Source organism: Methylobacterium sp. NMS14P, from assembly GCF_028583545.1.
Lineage (GTDB): Bacteria > Pseudomonadota > Alphaproteobacteria > Rhizobiales > Beijerinckiaceae > Methylobacterium.
Window position 1 is genome coordinate 6,041,738 of sequence record NZ_CP087106.1, and the last position, 22,632, is coordinate 6,064,369.

The 22,632-nt window shown below is 69.8% G+C and carries 23 protein-coding genes; 10 read left to right on the plus strand and 13 right to left on the minus strand.

Annotation, left to right across the window (positions count from 1 at the left end; all coding sequences use genetic code 11):
* The first annotated feature begins 86 nt into the window (after nucleotides 1–86).
* The gene (locus tag LOK46_RS28785; protein ID WP_273561703.1) at nucleotides 87–617 is read left to right on the plus strand and encodes a GNAT family N-acetyltransferase; all 531 of its coding nucleotides are present in this window, start codon (nucleotides 87–89) and stop codon (nucleotides 615–617) included.
* 243 nt (nucleotides 618–860) lie between these two features.
* Entirely contained in the window at nucleotides 861–1,475 is a 615-nt protein-coding gene (locus LOK46_RS28790) for a DUF2147 domain-containing protein (protein WP_273561704.1), read from the plus strand.
* A gap of 25 nt (nucleotides 1,476–1,500) precedes the next feature.
* Here the strand turns inward: LOK46_RS28790 and LOK46_RS28795 are convergent, their stop codons facing one another.
* Together LOK46_RS28795 and LOK46_RS28800 are read right to left on the minus strand one after the other, a co-directional pair.
* A complete protein-coding gene (locus LOK46_RS28795) occupies nucleotides 1,501–2,724 on the minus strand; it encodes a serine hydrolase domain-containing protein (RefSeq protein ID WP_273561705.1) in 1,224 nt (407 codons plus the stop codon).
* 52 nt (nucleotides 2,725–2,776) lie between these two features.
* Nucleotides 2,777–3,286: a DUF427 domain-containing protein gene (locus LOK46_RS28800; protein ID WP_273561706.1), complete on the minus strand. Its 510-nt coding sequence runs from the start codon at nucleotides 3,284–3,286 to the stop codon at nucleotides 2,777–2,779.
* A gap of 113 nt (nucleotides 3,287–3,399) precedes the next feature.
* Here LOK46_RS28800 and otsB point away from each other — a divergent pair, with 113 nt between their 5' ends.
* The 3 genes from otsB to LOK46_RS28815 all read left to right on the plus strand — a co-directional run bounded on the left by otsB (nucleotide 3,400) and on the right by LOK46_RS28815 (nucleotide 5,710).
* Nucleotides 3,400–4,143, plus strand: coding sequence for a trehalose-phosphatase (gene otsB / locus LOK46_RS28805; RefSeq protein WP_273561707.1), 744 nt, complete (start codon nucleotides 3,400–3,402; stop codon nucleotides 4,141–4,143).
* Between the two features lie 43 nt (nucleotides 4,144–4,186).
* The gene (locus LOK46_RS28810) at nucleotides 4,187–4,591 is read left to right on the plus strand and encodes a DUF4260 domain-containing protein (RefSeq protein ID WP_273561708.1); all 405 of its coding nucleotides are present in this window, start codon (nucleotides 4,187–4,189) and stop codon (nucleotides 4,589–4,591) included.
* Nucleotides 4,592–4,708: 117 nt separating this feature from the next.
* A complete protein-coding gene (locus LOK46_RS28815; RefSeq protein ID WP_273561709.1) occupies nucleotides 4,709–5,710 on the plus strand; it encodes a glucokinase in 1,002 nt (333 codons plus the stop codon).
* An 88-nt stretch (nucleotides 5,711–5,798) separates the two neighbouring features.
* On the opposite strand, the gene LOK46_RS28820 is transcribed toward LOK46_RS28815, so the two are convergent.
* Nucleotides 5,799–7,271, minus strand: a complete 1,473-nt coding sequence (locus LOK46_RS28820; protein WP_273561710.1) for an MFS transporter — start codon at nucleotides 7,269–7,271, stop codon at nucleotides 5,799–5,801.
* 159 nt (nucleotides 7,272–7,430) lie between these two features.
* On the opposite strand from LOK46_RS28820, the gene LOK46_RS28825 reads away from it, so the two are divergent.
* Nucleotides 7,431–7,718: a hypothetical protein gene (locus tag LOK46_RS28825; RefSeq protein ID WP_273561711.1), complete on the plus strand. Its 288-nt coding sequence runs from the start codon at nucleotides 7,431–7,433 to the stop codon at nucleotides 7,716–7,718.
* A 104-nt stretch (nucleotides 7,719–7,822) separates the two neighbouring features.
* Nucleotides 7,823–8,764: a 2-hydroxyacid dehydrogenase gene (locus LOK46_RS28830; protein ID WP_273561712.1), complete on the plus strand. Its 942-nt coding sequence runs from the start codon at nucleotides 7,823–7,825 to the stop codon at nucleotides 8,762–8,764.
* Nucleotides 8,765–8,774: 10 nt separating this feature from the next.
* Here LOK46_RS28830 and LOK46_RS28835 read toward each other — a convergent pair whose 3' ends face one another.
* Nucleotides 8,775–9,668, minus strand: a complete 894-nt coding sequence (locus LOK46_RS28835) for a LysR substrate-binding domain-containing protein (protein WP_273561713.1) — start codon at nucleotides 9,666–9,668, stop codon at nucleotides 8,775–8,777.
* Nucleotides 9,669–9,779: 111 nt separating this feature from the next.
* Here LOK46_RS28835 and LOK46_RS28840 point away from each other — a divergent pair, with 111 nt between their 5' ends.
* From LOK46_RS28840 to LOK46_RS28850, 3 genes are all read left to right on the plus strand, one after another.
* On the plus strand, nucleotides 9,780–10,532 hold the full coding sequence (locus LOK46_RS28840; RefSeq protein ID WP_273561714.1) for an SDR family NAD(P)-dependent oxidoreductase: 753 nt from the start codon (nucleotides 9,780–9,782) through the stop codon (nucleotides 10,530–10,532).
* A 134-nt stretch (nucleotides 10,533–10,666) separates the two neighbouring features.
* Nucleotides 10,667–12,628: a cytochrome C oxidase Cbb3 gene (locus LOK46_RS28845; protein ID WP_273561715.1), complete on the plus strand. Its 1,962-nt coding sequence runs from the start codon at nucleotides 10,667–10,669 to the stop codon at nucleotides 12,626–12,628.
* Between the two features lie 27 nt (nucleotides 12,629–12,655).
* Complete coding sequence (locus tag LOK46_RS28850) at nucleotides 12,656–13,504, plus strand: oxidoreductase (protein ID WP_273561716.1); 849 nt, start codon at nucleotides 12,656–12,658, stop codon at nucleotides 13,502–13,504.
* Between the two features lie 102 nt (nucleotides 13,505–13,606).
* Here LOK46_RS28850 and LOK46_RS28855 read toward each other — a convergent pair whose 3' ends face one another.
* The 9 genes from LOK46_RS28855 to urtA all read right to left on the minus strand — a co-directional run bounded on the left by LOK46_RS28855 (nucleotide 13,607) and on the right by urtA (nucleotide 22,412).
* Nucleotides 13,607–14,176, minus strand: coding sequence for a ClpP family protease (locus LOK46_RS28855; protein ID WP_273561717.1), 570 nt, complete (start codon nucleotides 14,174–14,176; stop codon nucleotides 13,607–13,609).
* Nucleotides 14,177–14,233: 57 nt separating this feature from the next.
* Nucleotides 14,234–15,289, minus strand: coding sequence for an aliphatic amidase (locus LOK46_RS28860; RefSeq protein WP_273561718.1), 1,056 nt, complete (start codon nucleotides 15,287–15,289; stop codon nucleotides 14,234–14,236).
* Nucleotides 15,290–15,335: 46 nt separating this feature from the next.
* Nucleotides 15,336–15,653 (minus strand): FmdB family zinc ribbon protein, encoded by a 318-nt coding sequence (locus LOK46_RS28865; RefSeq protein WP_273561719.1) that lies wholly within the window; start codon nucleotides 15,651–15,653, stop codon nucleotides 15,336–15,338.
* Nucleotides 15,654–15,845: 192 nt separating this feature from the next.
* On the minus strand, nucleotides 15,846–17,075 hold the full coding sequence (gene fmdA, locus LOK46_RS28870; RefSeq protein WP_103984884.1) for a formamidase: 1,230 nt from the start codon (nucleotides 17,073–17,075) through the stop codon (nucleotides 15,846–15,848).
* Nucleotides 17,076–17,236: 161 nt separating this feature from the next.
* The gene (gene urtE, locus LOK46_RS28875) at nucleotides 17,237–18,001 is read right to left on the minus strand and encodes an urea ABC transporter ATP-binding subunit UrtE (RefSeq protein ID WP_273561720.1); all 765 of its coding nucleotides are present in this window, start codon (nucleotides 17,999–18,001) and stop codon (nucleotides 17,237–17,239) included.
* 2 nt (nucleotides 18,002–18,003) lie between these two features.
* On the minus strand, nucleotides 18,004–18,789 hold the full coding sequence (urtD, locus tag LOK46_RS28880; protein WP_273561721.1) for an urea ABC transporter ATP-binding protein UrtD: 786 nt from the start codon (nucleotides 18,787–18,789) through the stop codon (nucleotides 18,004–18,006).
* A 7-nt stretch (nucleotides 18,790–18,796) separates the two neighbouring features.
* A complete protein-coding gene (urtC, locus tag LOK46_RS28885) occupies nucleotides 18,797–19,969 on the minus strand; it encodes an urea ABC transporter permease subunit UrtC (RefSeq protein ID WP_273561722.1) in 1,173 nt (390 codons plus the stop codon).
* A gap of 13 nt (nucleotides 19,970–19,982) precedes the next feature.
* Nucleotides 19,983–20,909 (minus strand): urea ABC transporter permease subunit UrtB, encoded by a 927-nt coding sequence (gene urtB / locus LOK46_RS28890; protein WP_273561723.1) that lies wholly within the window; start codon nucleotides 20,907–20,909, stop codon nucleotides 19,983–19,985.
* A 234-nt stretch (nucleotides 20,910–21,143) separates the two neighbouring features.
* The gene (gene urtA, locus LOK46_RS28895; RefSeq protein ID WP_273561724.1) at nucleotides 21,144–22,412 is read right to left on the minus strand and encodes an urea ABC transporter substrate-binding protein; all 1,269 of its coding nucleotides are present in this window, start codon (nucleotides 22,410–22,412) and stop codon (nucleotides 21,144–21,146) included.
* Between the last annotated feature and the right edge of the window lie 220 nt (nucleotides 22,413–22,632).

The following is a 22,632-nucleotide window of genomic DNA, read 5'->3' on the forward strand; positions in this document are numbered from 1 at the left end:
CTCGAGCACCATCCGCGGGACCAGGCCTCGCCCGGCCCGTGCAGAGAGCATTGCCGGAGCCACGCGGCTTCGCCTAATTTGCGTCCGTGACAGACGTGATACGCCCGGCCACGGAGGCCGACCTTCCCGCCATCGCGACGATCTACGGCGACGCCATCACCAGCAGCACGGCCAGCTTCGAGACGGAGCCGCCGACACTGGCAGAGATGACTCGCCGCTTCGAGGTGCTGCGCGCCGGCGGCTTCCCCTATCTCGTGGCCGACCGGGGCGGCACGGTCGCGGGCTACGCCTATGCGGGGCCCTATCACCAGCGCGCCGCCTATCGCTCGACCCTGGAGGATTCGATCTACGTCGCCCGGACGGCCCGCGGCGGCGGAGTCGGCCGGCGGCTGCTCACGGCCCTGATCGCGGCGAGCGAGCAGATCGACTGCCGGACCCTGGTCGCCATCATCGCCGACAGCGGCTCTCCCGCCTCGATCGCGCTGCACGCGAGTCTCGGCTTCACGCCCGTCGGAACCCTCGCGGGTGTCGGCCACAAGCACGGGCGCTGGCTCGACGTGACGCTGATGCAGCGCGCTCTCGGACCCGGCCGCAGCCTTCCGCCGACGCGGATCTGACGGTCAATCGCTTGCCAGTCCCAGTATCGCGCGATCGATTCTGGTCAGGAGCCCCGGCTGAGTTGTCATGATGCGGACAACTTCGCGCGGGAGAGGGCGGGTATGACGCGCACGCTGTCCGGTTCTCGGTGCGGCGCGGGCGCGATGACGCGGAGGGAGCGATCTTTCCGCGCGCGGAAGCGGTTTACGCGAGGGCGGGCGGTCAAGGCTCCATCACGACTCGCGAGGGATGGGAGTTCGGGTATGCGGTTTACATCGATCGGTCGCCGGGTTGCTCCGCTCGCGATCCTGGCGCTCTCGGCGCTGGCGGGCACGGCCCAGGCCAAGACGCCGACCGATCCCAGCGGGACCTATCTCACCGAGGACGGCCGCGCGCGCGTGCGCCTCGAGAAGTGCGGGACCGCGGGTGACCGGCTCTGCGGCTACGTGGTGTGGCTGAAGGTTCCGCTGAACGACAAGGGCGAGGCGCGGATCGACTTCAAGAACCCCGATCCCAAGAAGCAGGCTCGGCCGTCCCTCGGTCACCAGCTGATCCTGGGCCTGAAGCCGAATGCCGACGCCCATTACGAGGGCAAGATCTACAATTCCGAGGACGGCAAGTCCTACGACGTCACGATCTGGACCGAGACGCCCGGCGAGCTGACGGTGCGCGGCTGCCTGATCGCGTTCCTGTGCAAGTCGCAGACCTGGACCAAGGTGACCGATCTCGCGCCGGGCCAGCTTCCCGGCCCGACCAACGGCGCGAACGGCCCGCGCAGCGATCCCGAGTACGCCACCGCCGCCCCGAAGCCGACCGCCAAGGCCGGCGCGAAGCCGGCTCAGAAGCCCGCCGCCTCCGAGGGCCCCAAGGAGGAGTGAGCGGCACCACCCGCGCGGTCGGCCGTCAATCGGCCAGGGCCGCGTAGGTCAGGACGCGCAGCTCGCGCCGGATCGGCAGCGCCGAGGACGGAACGAGCTGCGTCATGAGCACCACCGACAGGTCCTCGGCGGGGTCGATCCAGAACGCCGTGGAGGCGAGGCCGCCCCAGGCGACCTCGCCGGGCGTGCCGAGGATCTGGGCCCGGGCGGGGTCGAGCATCACCGAGAAGCCCAGGCCGAACCCGATGCCGGTGTAGGAGGTCTCGGCGAAGCGCGGCGTGCCCATCGCTGCGAGATCGCCCGGCAGGTGGTTCGCCAGCATCAGGTCGACCGTCTTGCGGCCCAGGAGGCGCGCGCCGTCGAGGGTGCCCCGGTTGAGGATCATCCGGCAGAAGCGCTGATAGTCCGCCGCCGTCGAGACCAGGCCGCCGCCGCCCGACGCGATGGCGGGCGGGCGCGCGAAGGCGGTCTCCACGGAATCGTCGAACAGGCGCAACTGCCGCGCGCGATCGTACGCGTAGGTGGCGCAGAAGCGCGGCATCAGCTCGGGCCGCACGTGGAAGTCGGTATCGACCATGCCGAGGGGGCCGATCACCGCCTCGCGGAGGTGGTCTGCGAACGGGCGGCCGGTCAGGGCCGCCACGTACTGGCCGAGCACGTCGGTGGCGACGCTGTAGTTCCAGGCGCTGCCCGGCTGGGCGAGGAGCGGCAGCTTCGCCACTCGCGCGGTCATCTCGGCGAGCGTGCCCTCGCGCGCCAGGAAGTCCACGCCCTGCTCGCGGTACTGGGCGTCGACCAGGGTCGCTTCCATGAAGCCGTAGGTCAGCCCGGCTGTGTGGGTCAGCAGGTCCCGCACGGTGATCGCCCGGCGGGCCGGCTCGGTCTCGAGCTTCGCCCGGTTGCCGCCCACAGCGACGCGCATCTCGGCGAATTCGGGCAGGACCCGGGAAATCGCATCGTCGAGCTGGAACAGGCCCTGATCGTAGAGCTGCATCACCGCGACCGACGTCAGCGGCTTGGTCATCGAGTAGATCCGGGTCACCGTGTCGAGGGTGAACGGCGTCGCCCGGGCGAGGTCGGCCTGCCCGCAGGCGCGCGCGAAGGCGACGCGCCCGCGCCGCGACACGGTGACCGACAGGCCGGCCAGCCGGCCCTCGCCGACGAGCCGGTCCATCCACGGCACGATCCGGGCGAGCCCCTCCGGGCTGAATCCGGCGCCCGTCGGATCGGTCTCGGTCAGCGCGCTCATGCGGTCTCCTCGTCGTGGTTTTCCGGAAGCGTAGAAGGGGCGGGGGACGAAATCACCAGCCCATCGACCCGGGGCCGCCCTTGAACGGGCCGACGATGCCGGGCGTGATCCAGCCGCCGTAGAAGGTTCCCGGTTGCGGCGTCACCGAGTCGGCCCCGACGAAGCAGGCGTCCATCGGGCCGGCGTAGAACGCGACGTAGCCGGCGATCGCGCGGAAATCCGGGGTCGGATCCGGGTATGTCCAGGCCGCACCGGGCACGAGACGGTCGCCGCCGCGCACGTCGAACAGGACCGCCTGACCCTTCCACTCGCAGATTCCGCCGCGCCGCCGGTTCACGAGCGTCCCGTCCGCGATGTCGGCGGGCGGCAGGTAGTAGGTCGGTGGGTGCGAGGTCTCGAGCACCCGGAACCCGGAGCCCGTCTCGGCGATGACGCGGCCGCCGAGCACGACCCTCAGCCGGTCCGGGACGGATTCCAGCCGCGGCGGCCGCGGATAGTTCCAGACGCTCTCCTCGCCCGGGCTGACCGGATCGGGAACGGGTCGGAGGGGCGATCCCCGCATGGAAACCTCGTGACGTGCCAGTGCGGATCCAGATAGGGCACTGCTGCCGGCGTTTGTCGTCCGGCGCGCCCGTGCTAGCCCGTCGCCGACACTCGAGCCCGGGATCGCCCGCGATGGACATCGCCCTCTTCCTCGACTTCGACGGCACGCTCGCCGAGATCGCGCCGCGTCCGGACGCCGTGCGGGTCGAGCCCGGCCTCGTGGAAGATCTGGAGCGGCTCCGGGCGCGCCTCGACGGCGCCCTCGCCATCGTCACCGGCCGACCCGTCACGGTGATCGACGGCTTCCTGGCGCCCGCGCGCCTCGACGCGGCCGGTCTCCACGGCGTGGAGCGCCGGGTGGACGGCGCGCTCACGGGCGGCCGCGCGGAGGACCACCCCGACCTGCGCAGGCAGGTCGCGCGCCTGCAGGCCGAGACCGCCGCGCTGGCGCAGGTCCTGATCGAGGACAAGGGCGCCTCGGTGGCCGTCCACTGGCGGCTCGCGAGCCCGGACGATGCCCTTCGGGCCGAGACGCTGGTGAAGGGCGCCGCGGAGGCGCTCGGCGCCGGTTACCGGCTGCAGCTCGGCAAGGCGGTCGGCGAGATCGTCCCCGCGCAGGCCACCAAAGCCCACGCGATCCGGGCCTTCATGGCGCAGGCGCCCTATGCCGGACGGATTCCCGTCTTCTTCGGCGACGACCGCACCGACGAGATCGCCTTCGCGTCGGTCAACGAGGACGGCGGCGTCGCGGTGCGCGTCGGGGACGGCGAGACCGTCGCCCGGCGACGCCTGCCCGACCCCGCCGCCGTCCGCGCCCTGCTGAGCAACTGGGCCGCAGGAGGGGCGATCGACCCGGACGCGCTGCCGCCGGCCTGACCCGCCGCGCCGTCGCCGCGGGCGCCGCTCAAGGGAGATCGCGATGTCGGGTCGTTCCGTCGCGGGCTGGCCGCGCCTGCTGCTGCGGCTGGAAGGCGCCTGTATCCTGGCCGGCGCGCTGACCGGCTACGCCTGGCTCGGGCATTCCTGGTGGCTGTTCGCAGCGCTGCTCTTCGTCCCCGACCTGAGCATGCTGGGCTACGCGGCAGGACCCCTGGTCGGCGCCGTGCTCTACAACGCGGCCCACACGCTCGCGCTGCCGCTCGTCGGCCTGTCCCTGGCGATCGCTTCAGGCCGTCCCGAGGCCGTTGGGCCGGTCCTCATCTGGCTGGCCCATATCGGCCTCGACCGCGCCCTCGGTTACGGTCTCAAATACGGCAGCGGCTTCGGCGATACCCATCTCGGCGCGATCGGCCGGCCGCGTGACAAGACGATCGCGCCGTCCTGAGCGGCGGACGCCGCCGATTGGGACTTGCCCGCGCGGGGTCGCGCGGCCGATGAATCGCCGGAGCCGTGCCGGGCGCGAGTCCCGTCGCGGCGGACCAGAGAGCAGGGGCTAGTTGCGATGTTCGAGTTTCCGGTTCTGGTCGGCGACATCGGCGGGACGAACGCGCGGTTCGGTCTGATCGAGAAGGCCGGCGACCAGCCCCGCCTCCTCGCGCACGAGGCCACCGCCGACCATCCCGACCCGTCGAGCGCCATCAAGGCGTCGCTCGCCAAGGGCGGCGGCCCGGCGCCGCGCTCGGCCATCCTGGCGATCGCCGGCCGGGTCGACGGGCCGGAGATCCAGCTGACGAACGCGCACTGGAAGATCGCGGGCCAGCGCATCGCCGAGGATTTCGGTCTCTCCTCCGCGACGGTCGTCAACGACTATGTGCCGGTGGCGGCCGGCGCCGCCGATATCGAGCCGCACGACCTCACGCCGGTCGGGCCATGTCCGCCCGTGCCCGGCGGCGCCCGGGTGGTGCTGGGCCCCGGGACCGGCTTCGGCGCGGCGGCTCTGGTCCCCTACGCGGCGCATCTCGCCATCGTGTCCACCGAGATCGGCCACACCGATATCGGCCCGGCCGACGCTTTCGAGGAGAAGGTCTGGCACGCGCTGGAGCGGGTCGAGGACCGGATCACCGTGGAGACGGTGCTGTCGGGGCCGGGCCTCTCGCGGCTCCACGCGGCCGTCGCCCATGTCCGGACCGGGCAGCCGCACGAGAAGATCGAGCCGGCCGCGGTCACCGAGGCCGGTCTCAACGCCACCGATCCGCACGCCGCCGAGACGCTCGAGCTGTTCGGCCGGGTGCTCGGACGCGTCTGCGGCGACCTCGCGCTGACCTTCCTGGCGACGAGCGGCGTCTATATCGGCGGGGGCATCGCGCCCCGGATCCTCAAGGTGCTCGAGGAGAGCGGCTTCCGCACCGCCTTCGAGAAGAAGGCGCCCTTCGCCGAGATGATGCGCCGGATCCCGACCAGCGTGATCACCGTCCACGACCCCGCCTTCCGGGGCTTGGCGGCGCTGGCGAACGAGGGCGCCAAGTTCGTCTACCACGGGCAGGTGTGGCGCAAAGAGGCGTGACAGACCGCGACCGCGCCGGGCGCGATGCGGAGCGAGGCCCGGCGGCCCCGCCCCGCGCCCGAGGGCGGTTGTTTCCGCGGACTGGCCCTCAGGCCGCCGCCAGCGGCTTCGACACCTCCTCCAGGGACTTGCCCTCCGCGGCCGTGCCCCAGATGCCTCCGACCACCGCGGCGACCAACATCAGCACGGCCCCGATGCCGTAGCCGAACAGTACCCAGTCGCGCGAGCCGGTCTCGACCAGGGAGCCGAACAGGAGCGGGCCCGAGACGCCGCCGATGCCGGTGCCGACCGCGTAGAAGGCCGCGATCGCCAGGGCCCGGATCTCCAGCGGGAAGGTCTCGGAGACCGTGAGATAGGCCGAGCTCGCCGCCGCCGAGGCGAAGAAGAAGACCACCATCCAGGCCGCGGTCTGGCCGACCGGCCCGAGCACGTCGAGACGGAACAGCATGCCGACGCCGGCGAGGAGCAGCGCGGAGATGCCGTACGTGAAGGCGATCATCTTGCGCCGGCCGATCGTGTCGAACAGCCGCCCGAGGAGCAGCGGGCCGAGGAACGAGCCGAGCGCGAAGGGCAGCAGGTACCAGCCGACATGGTTGCCGGGCACCTGATAGAAGCGCTCCAGCACCAGCGCGTAGGTGAAGAACAGCGCGTTGTAGAAGAAGGCCTGCGCGATCATCAGCGCGAGACCGACCATGGTCTCCTTGCGGCTCGTCACGAACAGCGCCTTGAACACCTCGGAGAGCGGGGTGTGGTCGCGGGTGCGGACCTTCATGCGCTTGCTCTCGTCCACCGGCGGCAGGGTGACGCCCTCGTCGGTGAAGCGCTTCTCGATGCCGGTGACGACGCGGTCGGCCTCCGCCGCGTAGCCGTGGGTCGCGAGCCAGCGCGGGCTCTCGGGAATCCAGGTGCGCAGGAGCAGGATCACGAGGCCGATGGCGCCGCCGGTGAAGAAGGCGACGCGCCAGCCCCAGGCCGGATCGATCACCTCGGGCTTCAGGAGCACGATCGACATGAACGAGCCGAGCGCCGCGCCGATCCAGAACGAGCCGTTGATGACGAGGTTGGTCCAGCCGCGGACCCGGGCCGGGACCAGCTCCTGGATGGTCGAGTTGATCGCCGTGTACTCGCCGCCGATCCCCGCGCCCGTGAGGAAGCGGAAGAAGCAGAAGCTCCAGATGTTCCACGACAGGCCGGTGGCGGCCGTGGCGACGAGGTAGAGGGCGAGTGTGATGAAGAACAGCTTCTTCCGACCGATCCTGTCCGTGAGCCAGCCGAAGCCGATCGCGCCGGTGACGGCACCCACGAGGTAGCAGGAGGCCGCCAGCCCGACGTCGAATTCCGAGAACGACATGGGGGGCTGGCGCAGGGCGCCCACCAGCGAGCCGGCGAGCGTCACCTCGAGGCCGTCCAGCACCCAGGTGATGCCGAGCGCCACGATCACCAGGACGTGGAAGCGGCCCCAGGGCAGCCGGTCCAGACGCGCGGAGATGTCGGTGTCGATCACGCGGCCGATCTCCGCGCGCTCCGGCGTCCCGGATCCCCCCTCGACCTTGCTCGCCATGTCCGCGTGTCCTCCAGTTCCAAGTGTTTACCGTGCCTGGACAGCGGGCATTTACCGCGACCGTAGGCAGGTGTTGGGAAAGGGTTGGAAATCGATTCGGTTCGATTTCGTCTTCACGTGCGCCGCGCAGAACAGGGAGGTCTCTTCGGTGCCCGTCCCATGTCCTCCTGCTCCGCCCGTTCCCGCCGATCCCAGCTCCGCTACGCCCTGCTGGCCGCCATGACGCTCGGCGGGCTCGCCACGGTCCCCACCGAGGGGGCGGACCGGCACCTCGAACGACCCAAGCCCCGCGTCGCGATGCAGGCGGCCGAGCGCTGGCGCCTGCGGCCGACCGAGCCCGTAGTCGCAGCGACGACCGGCAGCATCCGCAGGCGCGCCGAGACCGCGATTCCCGAGGACCGTCGCAACGTCCGCCTCGTCTACCCGGCGCTGATCGAGGCGCGCTGACGGCGCCGGCGCCCGACCCGTCTCGACGATCCGGATCCCGTCAGGCACAGCGCCTGCTTCGTCCGCGTGTGGACGGGCTCAACGGTACGGTGCGGAGGACGCGGATGGCGGAGGCAATCGCCCTGGTCGGGTGCAAGGGGCCGGATCAGGAGGCGGAGTATCTGCGGATCCTGTCGGCGGCCATGCCCGAGGAGCGCCTGATCCCGTTCAGGACGATGGACGACGCGGCCCGGACGGCCGCACGGGTCGCCGTCGTGGCCAACCCCGATCCGGCCGAGGTCGCGGCGCTGCCGGGGCTCGTCTGGGTGCAGAGCCTCTGGGCCGGGGTCGAGAAGCTCGTCGGCGCCTTCGACCGGCCGCTGCCGATCGTCCGCCTGGTCGACCGCGAGATGGCCCGCACCATGGCCGAGGCCGTGCTGGCCTGGACCTACTATCTCCAGCGCGACATGCCGGCCTACGCCCGCCAGCAGCGCGACCGGGTCTGGCGCCCGCACGCCTACCGCAAGCCGTCCGACACGACGGTGGGCCTGCTCGGCCTCGGGGCGCTCGGGACCGCGTCGGCGGAGCGGCTCACCGGCGCGGGCTTCCGCGTCGTCGGCTGGAGCCGCAGCCCCAAGGCGGTGCCGGGCCTCGAGGCGTTCCACGGCGCCGACAGCCTCCCGGCGATGCTCGGCCGGTGCGACATCCTCATCTGCCTCGTGCCGCTGACGCCGGAGACGCGGGGTCTCGTGAACGCCGAGCGCCTCGCCGCCCTGAAGCCAGGCGCCGCGCTGATCAACTTCGCCCGCGGTCCGATCGTCGTCACCGAGGATCTGATCGCCGCCCTGGACAAGGGCCACCTCGCCCACGCGGTGCTCGACGTCTTCGAGGTCGAGCCTCTGCCGGCGGAGTCGCCGCTGTGGTCCCATCCCGGCGTGACGGTGCTGCCGCACGTCTCGGGGCCGACCGACATGGATTCGGCGGCCGCCACGGTGGCGGCCAACCTGCGGGCCTATCGGCGGACCGGCCGGGTGCCGGACGGCGTCGACGCGGCGCGGGGGTACTAGGCCGCGCGCCTCACAGCCTCGGGAATGTCGCCGCGAGGTGGTCGATCAGAACGCGCACGGCCGGCGGCAGCCCGCGCCGGGTCGTGAAGACGATGTGCACGATCCCGGGCTGACCCTGCCAGTCCGGATAGACCGGCACGAGCCGGCCCGCCGCGACGGCGTCGGTGCAGGCGTGGTCGGGCAGGAACGCGACTCCGAGGCCGTCGGCCGCCGCGTCGCACAGCGCGGCGAAGTCGCCGCAGGTCAAACGCGGCTCGTGGCGCAGGGTGAAGACCGCGCCGTCACGGTGCTCCAGCCGCCACTCCGCCTCGCCCGGATCGTCGCGGGTGCCGAGGGTCGGGACCGCGCCGAGCGCGGCGATGTCGGGGCCGAGACCGTGCGCGACCTGGGGGGCAGAGACCAGGATCCAGCGCGAGGTTCCGAGCGTGCGCATGGTCAGCGACGCGTCGCTCGTCAGGTCCCGCCGCACCCGCAGCGCCACGTCGATCCGCTCCTCGATCAGGTCGACGGGCCGGTCGGTCACGACCAGCTGCAGCCTCACCTTGGGGTAGCGGACGAGGAATCCGCGGACGCGCGCGGCGACGATGTCGGTGAGGCCCGTGGGACAGCTCATGCGGATCCGCCCGTGCGGCTCGGTCTGCGCCTCCGCGACCAGCGCCTCGGCCCGCTCCGCCTCCAGCATCATCGCCCGGCAGCGCTCGTAGAAGCCCTGGCCGACCTCGGTCACGCGGAAGCGCCGGCTCGACCGCTCGATCAGGCGAGCGCCCAGGCGCGCCTCCAGGGCCGCGACGCGGCGGCTCAGCTTCGATTTCGGCTGGTGCAGCGCCCGGCTCGCCGCAGCGAAGCCGCCGTGCGCGACGACCTCGGCGAAGTAGACGTAGTCGTTGAGATCGGCACGGACCATCGTTCCTCCCGTGGAACGCTGAGTGCCACATTCGCCGACTACCCGCATCATCGTTCCGGCAGCATCTCTCTGGACAGCGGCGCACACGGTGCCGAACAACGGAGAACGACGATGACTGGCAGGTTTCAGGACAAGGTTGTGGTGGTGACCGGAGGGACGAGCGGCATCGGCCTCGCGACCGCCCAAGCCTTCGTGGCCGAGGGTGCCTCGGTGTTCATCACCGGCCGCCGTCAGGAGGCGCTCGACGCGGCGGTGAAGCGGATCGGCGGCCGGATCACCGGCGTGCGCGGCGACATGGCGAACCTCGCCGACATCGACCGCCTGTACGACGCGGTCCAGCAGAAGCACGCGCAGATCGACGTGGTCTTCGCCAATGCCGGCGGCGGCACCTTCGCGCCGCTGGGCGCCATCACCGAGGCGCACTACCAGAGCACCTTCGACACCAACGTGAAGGGCGTGCTCTTCACCGTACAGAAGGCGCTGCCGCTGCTGCGGGACGGGGCCGCCATCGTGCTCACAGGCTCGACCACCGGCAGCGCGGGCACGCCGGCCTTCAGCGTCTACTCGGCCACCAAGGCGGCGGTGCGCAACTTCGCCCGGAACTGGATCCTCGACCTGAAGGACCGGCGCATCCGGGTGAACACGATCAGTCCGGGCGTGACCGAGACCGCCGGCCTCGACGAACTCTTCGGCGGCGGCGATCAGGCGGCGGCCACCAAGGATTTCCTCGCGGCCCAGATCCCGGCCGGCCGCGTCGGCCGGCCCGAGGAGATCGCCCAGGCGGTGCTGTTCCTCGCCTCGGACGCGGCGAGCTTCGTCAACGGCGTCGAGCTGTTCGCCGACGGCGGGCAGGTCCAGATCTGACGATCCGCGCCGGCCGGGACGCGACACCCCGTCCCGGCCGGCGGGATGAACCCTGGCAGTGTGCGGCGGTTAAAGGCCCGGCCCTCCGGTCCCGCTTCCTCGCGGGCGGGCGCCGGGAAGGACACTCGCGTCTCATGGGTTGGCCGCGCCGCATCCTGATCACCGCCGGGCTCGTGACCGCCGCGGCCGGCGCGACGCTGAGCCTCGGCCGCTTCAGCTACGCGCCGATGCCCGACCGGGCGGACCTGCTCAACCCGGACCGCTACCCGATCCAGACCGCCTTCGACGTCCTCGGCCGCCGCGTCTCACGGGCGGAGGCCAACGGGCTCAACGGCACCGAGGCCGGACGGAAGGCGCTCGCGCCGACGAGCGGCGCGGTCGCGATCGATCCCGTCATGGTCGAGCGCGGTCGGCAAGCCTTCTATCAGGAGACGTTCGGCAACGAGGTCTTCCTCACCGACGTCATGGGCATGCTCGACGGCGGCCTGACGCCAGGCGCCGTCGCCCTGGCGGTGGCGAAGCTCGGCGGGCAGGGCACCACCGACCTCCAGGTCGCCATGGCGAAGGACGTGCGCGTCGGCGACCGCGTCTACCGGGCGGGCGAGCTGGTCCCGACCGGGCTCGACGTACCGAAGGGCGGCGCCTTCATCATCGGGATCAAGACCTTCTCCGATCGCGGCCACCTGCGCATGGGGATCACCTGCGCCCTGTGCCACTCGGCGGTCGATCCCGGCACCGGCAAGGTGGTTGAGGGCGCGCCCAACACCGACCTCAATGCCGGGCTGCTGATGGCGCTCGCCAAGAACTCCTCGGCCTACTTCATGCACGCCAGCGTGCCGGAGGCCGATGCCCGGCCCTCCGCCGACCCGCAGCACACCGGCTCGACCGGCACGGGGCCGGCGCTCCCGGACGCCGCGGCCGTCGAGGCGGCCACGAAGGTGCAGGTGGCGAGCTGGCCGCCGGGGAGCTTCGATTCGTCCGCCGACCGGGTCACCAACCCGACCTCGATCCCGTCGAGCTTCTCCGCCCACGGCGAGCCCTACAGCTGGAGCGGGCGCGAGGCGATCGGGCCCTTCGCGGGCCTGTCCTCGCTCAACAACAACGTCCACGCGGCCAATTCCGACACGACCCAGCTCGCCGCCGCCGCGCCCTGGCTGTTCTGCATGGATCCGGACACGTATCTCGGGATCGTGCTGCGCGGGTCGGCCACGGAGGCGTTCCGCTACAGGCAGGACAGCGGCCGGAGCCCGTCGGAGGTGCTGCGCAGCGTCGATCCGACCCCGGCCTCGCCGGGCCTGAACAGCTACGCGGTGCTGCCGACCTATCCGGCGACCAACTACGTCACCGACAACGGCCTGTTCACCTCGGTCCCCGGGGAGCCGGTCAATCACGCCAACAACGCCATGTCGGCCTTCCAGAACCTGCTGCGCCCGCCGGCCGCCGGGCAGGATCCGGACCGGGTCCGCGCGGGCCGCGCGGTGTTCGAGAAGGCCGGCTGCGGCAGCTGCCATTCCGGGCCGGCGCTGACCAACCACCGGGTCGTCCCGGCGGCCGAGATCGGGACCGAGCCGACCCGGGCGCGGGCGGGCGCCAAGATGGAGGCGCGCCTGTCGCCACCGGCGCTGTTCGCCACCGACACGCCGTTCCCGACCCCGGCCGATCCGGTCATCGTCCCGGTGCCGCTCGCGGGCGCGGCGCTCGCCCAGATGCAGCTCGCCTGGGGGCAGGGGGGTACCGAGGGCGGCTACAAGGTGCCGAACCTCGTGGGCCTCGCCTGGACGGCGCCGTACCTGCACGATTCCGGCGTCGCGGTCGGGCCCGATGCCGAGGGCCAGCTCGGCGTCCCGGGCACGCTGTACAGGGGTGTCGCCCCCGATCCCACCAACAGCCTGCGCGCCCTGGTCGACCGGGATCGCCGGGCCGAGGTGATCGCCGCCAACGCCGGCTCGGATACGGCGCGGATCGCCCGCGTTACCGGCAAGGGGCACACCTTCTGGGCGGATGCCGGCTCCGGCGTGACGGCGGAGGAGCAGACGGCGCTGATCGCCTACCTGCTCTCGGTCGATCGCCTGACGGAGCCGGCCGCTACGCCCTGACCCCGCCGCCCGAGCTCAGGACATGCCATGACGCAGAACAGCGATCCGGTCTGGTTCATCACCGGCTGCTCCACCGGCTTCGGCCTGGAGCTCGCCAAGCTCGTCATCGGTCGCGGCTGGAGGGCCGTCGTGACCGCGCGGGACCGCGCCAAGGTCGCCGACCTCGCGCGGGGCGCCGAGGACTGGGTCCTGGCCCTGTCCCTGGACGTGACCGAGACCGGTCAGATCGCCGAATCCGTGCTCGCCGCGACGGACAAGTTCGGCCGGATCGACGTGCTCGTGAACAATGCCGGCTACGGCTATCAATCCTCGATCGAGGAGGGCGAGGATGACAAGATCCGCGCCCAGTTCGACGCCAACGTGTTCGGCCTGTTCGCGCTGACCCGTGCCGCGCTGCCGGTGATGCGGGCGCAGAAGTCGGGTCACATCCTCAACGTCACCTCGGTGGCGGGCTTCGTGGGCTTTCCGGCCTCCGGCTACTACGCCGCCACCAAGCACGCCGTCGAAGGGTTCTCGGACTCGCTCGCCGCCGAGGTCGGGCCGCTCGGGATCCGCGTGACCTGCATCGAGCCGGGGCCGTTTCGCACCGACTGGGCCGGGCGCTCCCTGATCCAGACGCCGAACGCGATTCCCGACTACGCCGAGACCGCCGGCGCGCGCCTCAAGGCGACCTCGGAGAAGAGCGGCACCCAGGCAGGCGACCCGGTGCGGGCCGGCGAGGCGATGATCCGGGTGACCGAGATGGCGGACCCGCCGCGCCACCTCGTGTTGGGCGCCTGGGGGTACGACGCGGTGACGACCCGGCTGAGGCAGCGTCTGGCCGAGATCGAGGCGTGGCGCGAGACCAGCCTGGGCGCCGATTACCCGCAGACGTGAGGATCCGCCGTCTTTGCGAGCGGAGCGAAGCGAGCCAGCAGCGCCACGCTCGCCAGTGTCGCGCTGCCCGGGGTTGCTTCACTGCGTTCGCGAAGACGCGGCTCAGATGACCGCCTCGATCAGGCCACGTCTCTTGGCCTCCTCGGCTTCGAGGTACCAGTTCGACGGCGCCTTCTCGAGCACCTCGTCGAGGGGCACGTCCGAGCCCTGGATCAGGTTGGCGAAGCCCTCGTTCTGGATCTCGATCGAGCACAGGATCTCGTTGAGCGTCGCCTTCACGGAGGCGATGCAGGTGGTGAGCGGGCCCTGGATCTGGAGCTGCTTGTTCATCTTGCGCTCGTGGATCATCAGCCGCGTGCCGCAGGTCAGGTAGCGGTTCGGCCTCGCGAAGAAGCTCATGAAGGTGGTGCCGGCCGAGTAGATCGCCGCCTTGCCGAGGAACACGAACCGCCGGTTGGGATCCATCGCGCTGTTGAAGCGGATATCCTCGCCCATCATCCGGGCGACTTCCGGATCGCCGCCGAGCGTCGTCAACTCGATCACGACGATCTCGCGATCACCCGCCGCGCCGAGCTGGCGGCGGAAATCCCGGTACATGTCGTAATCGACCGGGCCGGAGAGCAGCACCGCGGGGGCCCGGAAGGCGGTGGGGCCGAGGGGAGTCGTGTCCATGGTTCTCCTGGTCCAATGTCCGGCCCAGAGCCGCCCCCCGCGGCGCCTGGCCGGCGATCAGCGCGCCGGGTCGGGCGCGCCCGCGCCCTTGCCCACGAACGGGATGCCCTCGATCGGGCATTCCTCCGTGCCGACGCTCTGGCGGGTAATGGCCCGGACGGCGTCGCGGGTTCCGTCGGGATCCTCGATCCAGCGTCGGTAGAAGTCGTAGGGGCATTCCGACAGCCCGTGCCGGTTCTCCTTCGAGTTGATCATGCCCGTGTAGCCGCGGTGCAGCAGCTTGAAGAGGTGGTTCTCCGACTGGCCGTGGGCGCGGAAATCCCGGATCAGGAACTTGGAGAGGGCGGCGTACTGGATGCCCATCTCCTCCTCGCCGCACTCGCCGAGCGTGCGGCCGTCGAAGCCGATGATCGCCGAGTGGCCGAAATAGGTGTAGACGCCGTCGAAGCCGGCCGCGTTAGCCACCGCCACGTAGGTGTTGTTGGCGAAAGCCATCGCCTTCGAGATGACGACCTGCTGCTCCTTGGCCGGGTACATGTAGCCCTGGCAGCGGATGATCAGCTCGGCGCCCCGCATGGCGCAGTCGCGCCAGATCTCGGGATAGTTCCCGTCGTCGCAGATGATCAGGCTGATCTTCAGCCCCTTCGGCCCGTCCGAAACGTAGGTGCGGTCGCCCGGGTACCAGCCCTCGATCGGGGTCCAGGGCATGATCTTGCGGTACTTCTGAACGATCTCGCCCTGGTCGTTCATCAGGATCAGGGTGTTGTAGGGCGCCTTGTGCGGGTGCTCCTCGTGGTGCTCGCCGGTGAGCGAGAACACGCCCCAGACCTTGGCCTCCCGACAGGCGGCGGCGAAGACCTCCGTCTCGGCGCCCGGGACCGTGGAGGCGGTCTCGTACATCTCGGCGGCGTCGTACATGATGCCGTGGGTCGAGTATTCGGGGAAGATCACGAGGTCGAGGCCGGGCAGGCCGGTCTTCATGCCGACGATCATCTTGCCGATCGCCTTGGCGTTCTCCAGCACCTCCGCGCGGGTGTGCAGGCGCGGCATCTTGTAGTTCACGACGGCGACGCCGACGCTGTCCTGGCTGGACGAGATGTCTCCGTGCATCATGGCGTGATGTCCTCCTGACCGTGATCGTCCCTCGGATGCGCTTGGTTCAGTGGCTGATCATCCAGGGCCGCGCCTTCGGGAAGCTCTTGGCGGCGGCCGGGGCGGCGGTCGCCTTCTTGGGTGAGCAGCAGCCGCAGCCGGCCCCGTGACTGCCCGAGCGCCGCGGCGCGTGCCGGCTGCGCTCGTTGGTGGCGTGGGCGGTCCTGAGGCCCGCATCCATGCCGGCGACGCGCGGCGCGGTGAGGAAGGCGCGTGGGCTCGCGCCCCCGCAATCCGGGCAGGCATGCGGCTCGCGGAACTCGGCCATCGGCCGCATCACCGTGAAGGGGCCGCAGGCCTCGCAGGCGTAGTCGTAGACGGGCATTGGGTGCTTTCAGGAAGGCTGCCGGATCAGACCGCTGGGCGGGTCAAGCGCGAGTCCCCTCTCCCGCGCGGGAGAGGGACGGGGTGAGGGATGCGACCTCTCCGGAAAGACCGGGACCCTCACCCCAACCCTCTCCCGAACGGGAGAGGGGGCAGGTCGCGTCCGGTCAGGCCGGACGTGCCGAAAGATCCATCAAAGATCCGGCGAGAGCGGCATCTGCACCGAGCCGTCGAGGAACTTGGTCGGTCCGTCGGCGCCCGGGTTGATGTCGAACTCGAAGATCTTGGTCGGTATCCAGAGCGTCGCGCAGGCGTTCGGAATGTCGACGACGCCCGAGATGTGGCCCTGGACCGGCGCCGTGCCGAGGATCGAGTAGGCCTGCGCGCCCGAGTAGCCGAACTTCTTCAGGTACTCGATCGCGTTCAGGCAGGCCTGCCGGTAGGCGATGTGGACGTCCAGGTAGTGCTGGCCGCCGCTCTCGTCGACCGAGATGCCCTCGAAGATCAGGTGATCGTCGTATTTCGGCGTGATCGGCGACGGCTTGAAGATCGGGTTCTTGATCCCGTACTTGGCCATGCCGTCCTTGATCAGCTCGACCTTGAGATGCACCCAGCCGGCCATCTCGATGGCGCCGCAGAAGGTGATCTCGCCGTCGCCCTGGCTGAAATGCAGGTCGCCCATCGAGAGGCCGGCGCCGGGGACGTAGACCGGGAAGTAGATCTTCGAGCCGCGCGACAAATCCTTGATGTCGCAATTGCCGCCGTGCTCGCGCGGCGGGACCGTGCGGGCGCCCGTGGCGGCGGCCGCGTCCTTCGCGTCGCCCTTCAGGCGGCCCATATGGGCGGTCGGACCGAAGGGCAGGGTGGCCAGCGCCGGCACGCGTTCCGGGTCGGTGTCGTAGAGCGCCTTCTCGCGGGTGTTCCAGGTCTCCAGCATCTTGGGATCGGGCAGGCAGCCGATCAGGCCGGGATGGATCAGGCCGGGGAAGCGCACGCCCGGGACGTGGCGCGACTTGGTGAACATGCCCTCGAAGTCCCAGATCGACTTCTGGGCCTGCGGGAAGTGCTCGGTGAGGAAGCCGCCGCCGTTCTTCTTCGAGAAGAAGCCGTTGAAGCCCCACTGGCTCTCGGGCTTGGCGCCGATGTCGAGGAGGTCGACCACCAGCAGGTCGCCGGGCTCGGCGCCCTCGACGCCGATCGGACCCGAGAGGAAGTGCACGATCGACAGGTCGATGTCGCGCACGTCGTCGGCGGAATCGTTGTTCTTGATGAAGCCGCCGGTCCAGTCGTAGGTCTCGACGATGAAGTCCGCGCCCGGCTTCACGTAGGCGACCATCGGGATGTCGGGGTGCCAGCGGTTGTGCACCATGTCGTTGTCATAGGCCGATTGCGTGAGATCGACCTTGATCAGCGTCTCGGGCATTTTTTACGACTCCCTGCTGCGATTATGCTGGTCAAATCTTCGGCGCCGCCGTCTTCGCGAGCGGTGCGAAGCAATCCAGCGGCACTCCGTCTTGACGCCTCGCGCTGCCCTGGGTCGCTTCGCTGCGCTCGCGATGACGACCCTCCCGAGGCTTTCGGCGACTAGACCGACAGGAACCGGGCGACGGCAGCCTCGTCGATCCCGTCGCGCGGGGCCTCGTGGACGATGGCGCCGTTCTCCAGCACGATCACCCGGTCGGCGACGTCGAGGGCGAAGCTCAGGACCTGCTCGGACACGACGATGGAGAGGCCGCGCGCGTCGCGGATCGCCTTCAGGGTGCGGCCCATCTCGCGAATGATCGAGGGCTGGATGCCCTCGGTCGGCTCGTCGAGGAGCAGGACCTTCGGCCGGCTCGCCAGCGCCCGGGCGATGGCGAGCTGCTGCTGCTGCCCGCCCGAGAGGTTGCCGCCGCGCCGGCCCTTCATCTCCAGCAGGACCGGGAACATGTCGTACAGGTCCTGCGGCACCTTGCGGGTGCCGGTGACCGTCAGGCCGGTCTCGATGTTCTCCTGGACCGTCATGGTCGAGAAGATCATGCGGCCCTGCGGCACGTAGGCGAGGCCCTTGGCGACCCGGGCGTGGCTCTTGAGGGCGGTCACATCCGCGCCCTCGACCTGGATCGAGCCGGCCTTGACGGGCACGAGGCCCATCAGGGTCTTCATCAGCGTGGTCTTGCCCATGCCGTTGCGGCCCATCACGGCGACGATCTCGCCGGGCGCCACCGAGAAGGTCAGCCCGTGCAGGACCTCGCTCTGGCCGTAGGCGGCGTGCAGGTCCTCGACGGCGAGCGCCGGCGTCGCGGACGGCAGGGCGGCGAGCCGGGGCGCCTGGATCAGGGGCGGATGCGCAGTCTGAAGCGAGCCCATCGTCAATGTCCCAGGTACACTTCGATGACCTTCGGGTCGTTCTTGACCCGCTCCATCGAACCTTCGGAGAGCACCTTGCCCTGGTGCAGGACCGTCACCCGGTGGGCGATGTCCTCGACGAACTTCATGTCGTGCTCGATCACCAGCACCGAGCGGCCCTTGATGATCTGGTTGAGCAGCTCGGCGGTCTTGATCCGCTCGCCGACGCTCATCCCGGCCACCGGCTCGTCGAGCATCAGCAATTCCGGGTCCTGGATCAGCAGCATGCCGATCTCCAGCCACTGCTTCTGGCCGTGGCTCAGGAACTCGGCCCGCTCCTTGAGCTGGTCCTTGAGGAAGATCGTCTCGGCGATGGCGTGGATGCGGTCGCGGACCTCTGTGTCCCGCTTGAACGTGAGGGCGCCGAACACCGAGCGGCCGCGGGGGAACGAGATCTCCAGGTTCTCGAACACCGTCAGGTCGTCGTAGATCGACGGCGTCTGGAACTTGCGGCCGACCCCGGCCTGCACGATCGCGCTCTCGGAGAGCCGGGTCAGTTCCTGGCCCTTGTACTTGATCGAGCCGGTGCTGGCCTTGGTGCGCCCGCAGATCAGGTCGAGGACCGTGGTCTTGCCGGCGCCATTCGGCCCGATGATCACCCGGATCTCGTCCGGATCGACGTAGAACGACACGTCGTTCACCGCCTTGAACCCGTCGAACGAGACCGTGAGCGCCTCGACGGCGAGGAGGTAGTCGGGCGGGGCCGCCTCGGCGCCGACCACGGAGGAGGAGAGGATCGCGGCGTTCATGGCTTGCTCACTCGGCCGGAGTGCCGTGGGGCGGGACGATGGCGGGCGGCGGGGCGCGCAGCCCCTTCACCCGGCGGGTGAGGCGGGGCTCGATATGCTCGCGCCAGATGCCGGCGAGACCGTTCGGGAAGGCCAGCACCACCGCGATGAACAGTGCACCGAGGCCGAACAGCCAGAGGTCGGGGAAGCTCTCGGAGAAGCTGGTCTTGGCCCAGTTGACGAGCAGCGTGCCCCAGACCGCGCCGAACAGCGACAGGCGCCCGCCGACCGCGGCGTAGATCACCATCTCGATCGACGGGACAATGCCCACGAAGGAGGGCGACATGAACCCGACCTGCAGGGTGAACATCGCGCCGCCGATCGCCGCCAGTCCGGCGGCGAAGCAGAAGGCGAAGACCTTGAAGCCCGCCACCGAGTAGCCGGAGAACCGGACCCGGTCCTCCTTGTCGCGCATGGCGACGAGGATGCGGCCGAGCTTCGACTTCTTCACGTACTGCGCCGCCAGGATGCAGGCGATCAGCAGGCCGCCGTTCACGAAGTACAGGATGACCTTCGCGTGGTCGGTGCGGATGTCCCAGCCGTGGAGCGTGCGCAGGTCGGTGATGCCGTTGATGCCGCCGGTGTAGCCCTGCTGGCCGACGATCAGGATGGTCAGGATCGCGGCGATCGCCTGGGTGATGATCGCGAAGTAGGTGCCGCCGACCCGGCGCTTGAACATCGCGAAGGAGATCAGCATCGCGAACAGGACCGGGACGGCCACCGCCAGGAGCAGCGTCAGCGGCAGGCTCTTGAACGGCTGCCAGAACCAGGGCAGCGCCGTGATCTGGTTCCAGTCCATGAAGTCCGGGATGCCGGGCGTGGACTGGATCTTGGTGTTCTCGATGCTCGAAGCTTCCAGCTTCAAGTACATCGCCATGCAGTAGCCGCCCAATCCGAAAAAGACGCCCTGGCCGAGGGAGAGGATGCCTGCGTAGCCCCAGCAGATGACGAGCCCGAGGGCGACGAACGCGTAGGTGAGGTACTTGCCGACGAGGTTGAGGCGGAAGCCGTCGAGCATCAGCGGCAGGACGACCAGGATCACTCCGGCCAGGAGGAGCAGGCTGAGCCACTCCACCGGCTTCATGAACGGGTTGTCGTTGACGGTGACGGATTTGGTGAGGGTCTGGACCGGGTTCGTCATCGGGAAAACATCCTCAGCGCCGGACCTTGAGGGTGAAGAGGCCCTGGGGCCTCAGCATCAGGATGCCGACCACCGCGAGCAGGGTGATGACCTTGGCCATCGAGCCGGAGAGGAAGAACTCCAGGGTCGACTGCGTCTGGGAAATCGAGAAGGCCGACGCGATGGTGCCGAGCAGGCTCGCGGCGCCGCCGAATACGACGATCAGGAAGGTGTCGACGATGTAGAGCTGGCCGGAGGTCGGCCCGGTCGAGCCGATCATCGTGAAGGCCGAGCCAGCGACGCCGGCGATGCCGCAGCCGAGGCCGAACGTGTAGCGGTCGACCTTCTCGGTATCGATGCCCACCGCCCCCGCCATGGCGCGGTTCGACATCACGGCGCGGACCTGCTGGCCGAATCGCGAGCGGAAGATCAGCAGCGCGACGCTGACGGTGATCAGGATGGTGACGGCCATGACGAACAGGCCGTTGATCGGGATCTCGATCGTGTCGGTGACCTGCACCGAGCCGATCAGCCAGGACGGCAGCTCGACGCCGACCTCGCGGGCGCCGAAGATCGACCGGTAGGCCTGCTGGAGGATCAGCGACAGGCCCCAGGTGGCGAGGAGCGTGTCGAGCGGGCGCTTGTAGAGGAACCGGATCAGGCCCCACTCCACCAGCATGCCCAAGGCCCCGGAGGCGAGGAAGGCCAGCCCCATCGCGATGAAGAAGTAGATCGGGAAGAGCGCCGGCAGGTAGGACTGGAAGAAGGCCGAGCAGAGATAGGTGACGTAGGCGCCGAGGATCATGAACTCCCCGTGGGCCATGTTGATCACGCCCATCTGGCCGAAGATGATCGCGAGCCCGAGCGCCATCAGCAGGTAGACGGAGAACAGGATCAGGCCGGCGAAGCCCTGCATGGCGAAGATCGCGCCGAGGTCGCCGAGGGAGTAGTCGCCGAGCATGTCTTGGTCTTCCGCTGCAGATCGGGGCGGAGGGCGAGCGTCCTCCGAGCGGATTGTTCGGTGCCGATACCGAAGTCCGCGACGCGCCCCCTCTCCCGTGCGGGAGAGGGTTGGGGTGAGGGACTAGGTTCTTCCGGAGAGGTCGCATCCCTCACCCTGTCCCTCTCCCGCACGGGAGAGGGGACCCGCGCTCGATCGGATGAGCGGCGGCGCGAGTCAGTTGCTGTCGTGGAGCTACTGGTAGCCCTTCGGGAACGGGTCCGGCTTGATCAGCTCGGGGCTGGTGTAGACGATCTCGAACTGGCCATCCGGCTTGGCCCGGCCGACCCGGGTCTTCGACCAGAGATGGTGGTTCTCGTCGATCTTGACGTAGCCTTCCGGCGCGCCCTTGAACTCGAGGCCCGGGGAGGCCGCCACCACCTTGTCGACGTCGAACGATCCGGCCTTCTCGCAGGCCATCTTCCACAGGAACGGGCCGAGATAGGCCGCCTGCGTCACGTCGCCGATGACGGTCTTCTCGCCCCACATCTTCTTGAACGCGGCCACGAAGGCCTTGTTGTTCTCGTTCTGGATCGACTCGAAGTACTTCATGCAGGCATAGGCCCCGGCGATGTTCTCGCCGCCGATGCCGTCGATCTCGTCCTCGGTGACCGAGATCGTCATCAGCACCTGCTTCGACAGGTCGATGCCCGCCGCCTTGAGCTGCTTGTAGAACGCCACGTTCGAGCCGCCGACCACGTCGGCGAAGATCACCTTCGGCTTGGTCAGCTTGATCTTGTTGATCACCGAGTTGAACTGGGTGTGGCCGAGCGGGAAGTACTCCTCGCCGACGACCTTGCCCTTGAGCACGTTCTCGACGTGCTTGCGGGCGATCTTGTTGGAGGTGCGCGGCCAGATGTAGTCGGAGCCGATGAAGTAGAAGCTGTCGCCGCCCTTCTCCTTGTGGACCCAGTCGAGCCCGGCGAGGATCTGCTGCGTGGCCTCCTGGCCGGTGTAGAAGACGTTCTTCGACTGCTCCAGGCCCTCGTAGAAGGTCGGGTAGTACAGGAGGCCGTTGTACTGCTCGAACACCGGCAGCACCGCCTTGCGCGAGGCCGAGGTCCAGCAACCCATCACGGCGGCGCAGTGGTCGTTGACCAGCAGCTTCTTGGCCTTCTCGGCGAAGGTCGGCCAGTCGGACGCGCCGTCCTCCTGGATGATCTTGATCTTGCGGCCGAGCACGCCGCCGGCCTCGTTGATCTGCTGGATCGCAAGTTTTTCCGCTTCCTGCGCGCCCGTCTCGGAGATCGCCATGGTGCCGGTGATCGAGTGCAGGATGCCGACCGTCACCTCCGTGTCCGTCACCGCGAGGCCGGTGGTGTTCACCGCCGATGTCGGCGGCGCCGCCCAGGCCGTGCGCGGCAACAGCGCCAGCGCGGGGGCGCCGGCCAACCCCATGAGCAGCCTGCGCCGCAGCGGGGAGCGCAAGCCGTGATCGGCGCCGGTCTCGGTGTCGTCTGCCATGTGCCTGACCCTGTTCGCGTCCGGGCCTTGAGAGGCGGCCCGGATCGACGAGCGCAGGCTAGGTCCTGGGTCGCGGTGCGGCCTATACGCGATTTTGCGTATGGCCGTGGTCTTGCATGCGCTGCACCATCGCGGCGGAATACTTTGAGGTCGGGGTGGTTGAGAGCGCGAATAGTGGGGGCACCGCTCCGGTGTCCGTTTTTTCGCGCGCGCGCGCGTC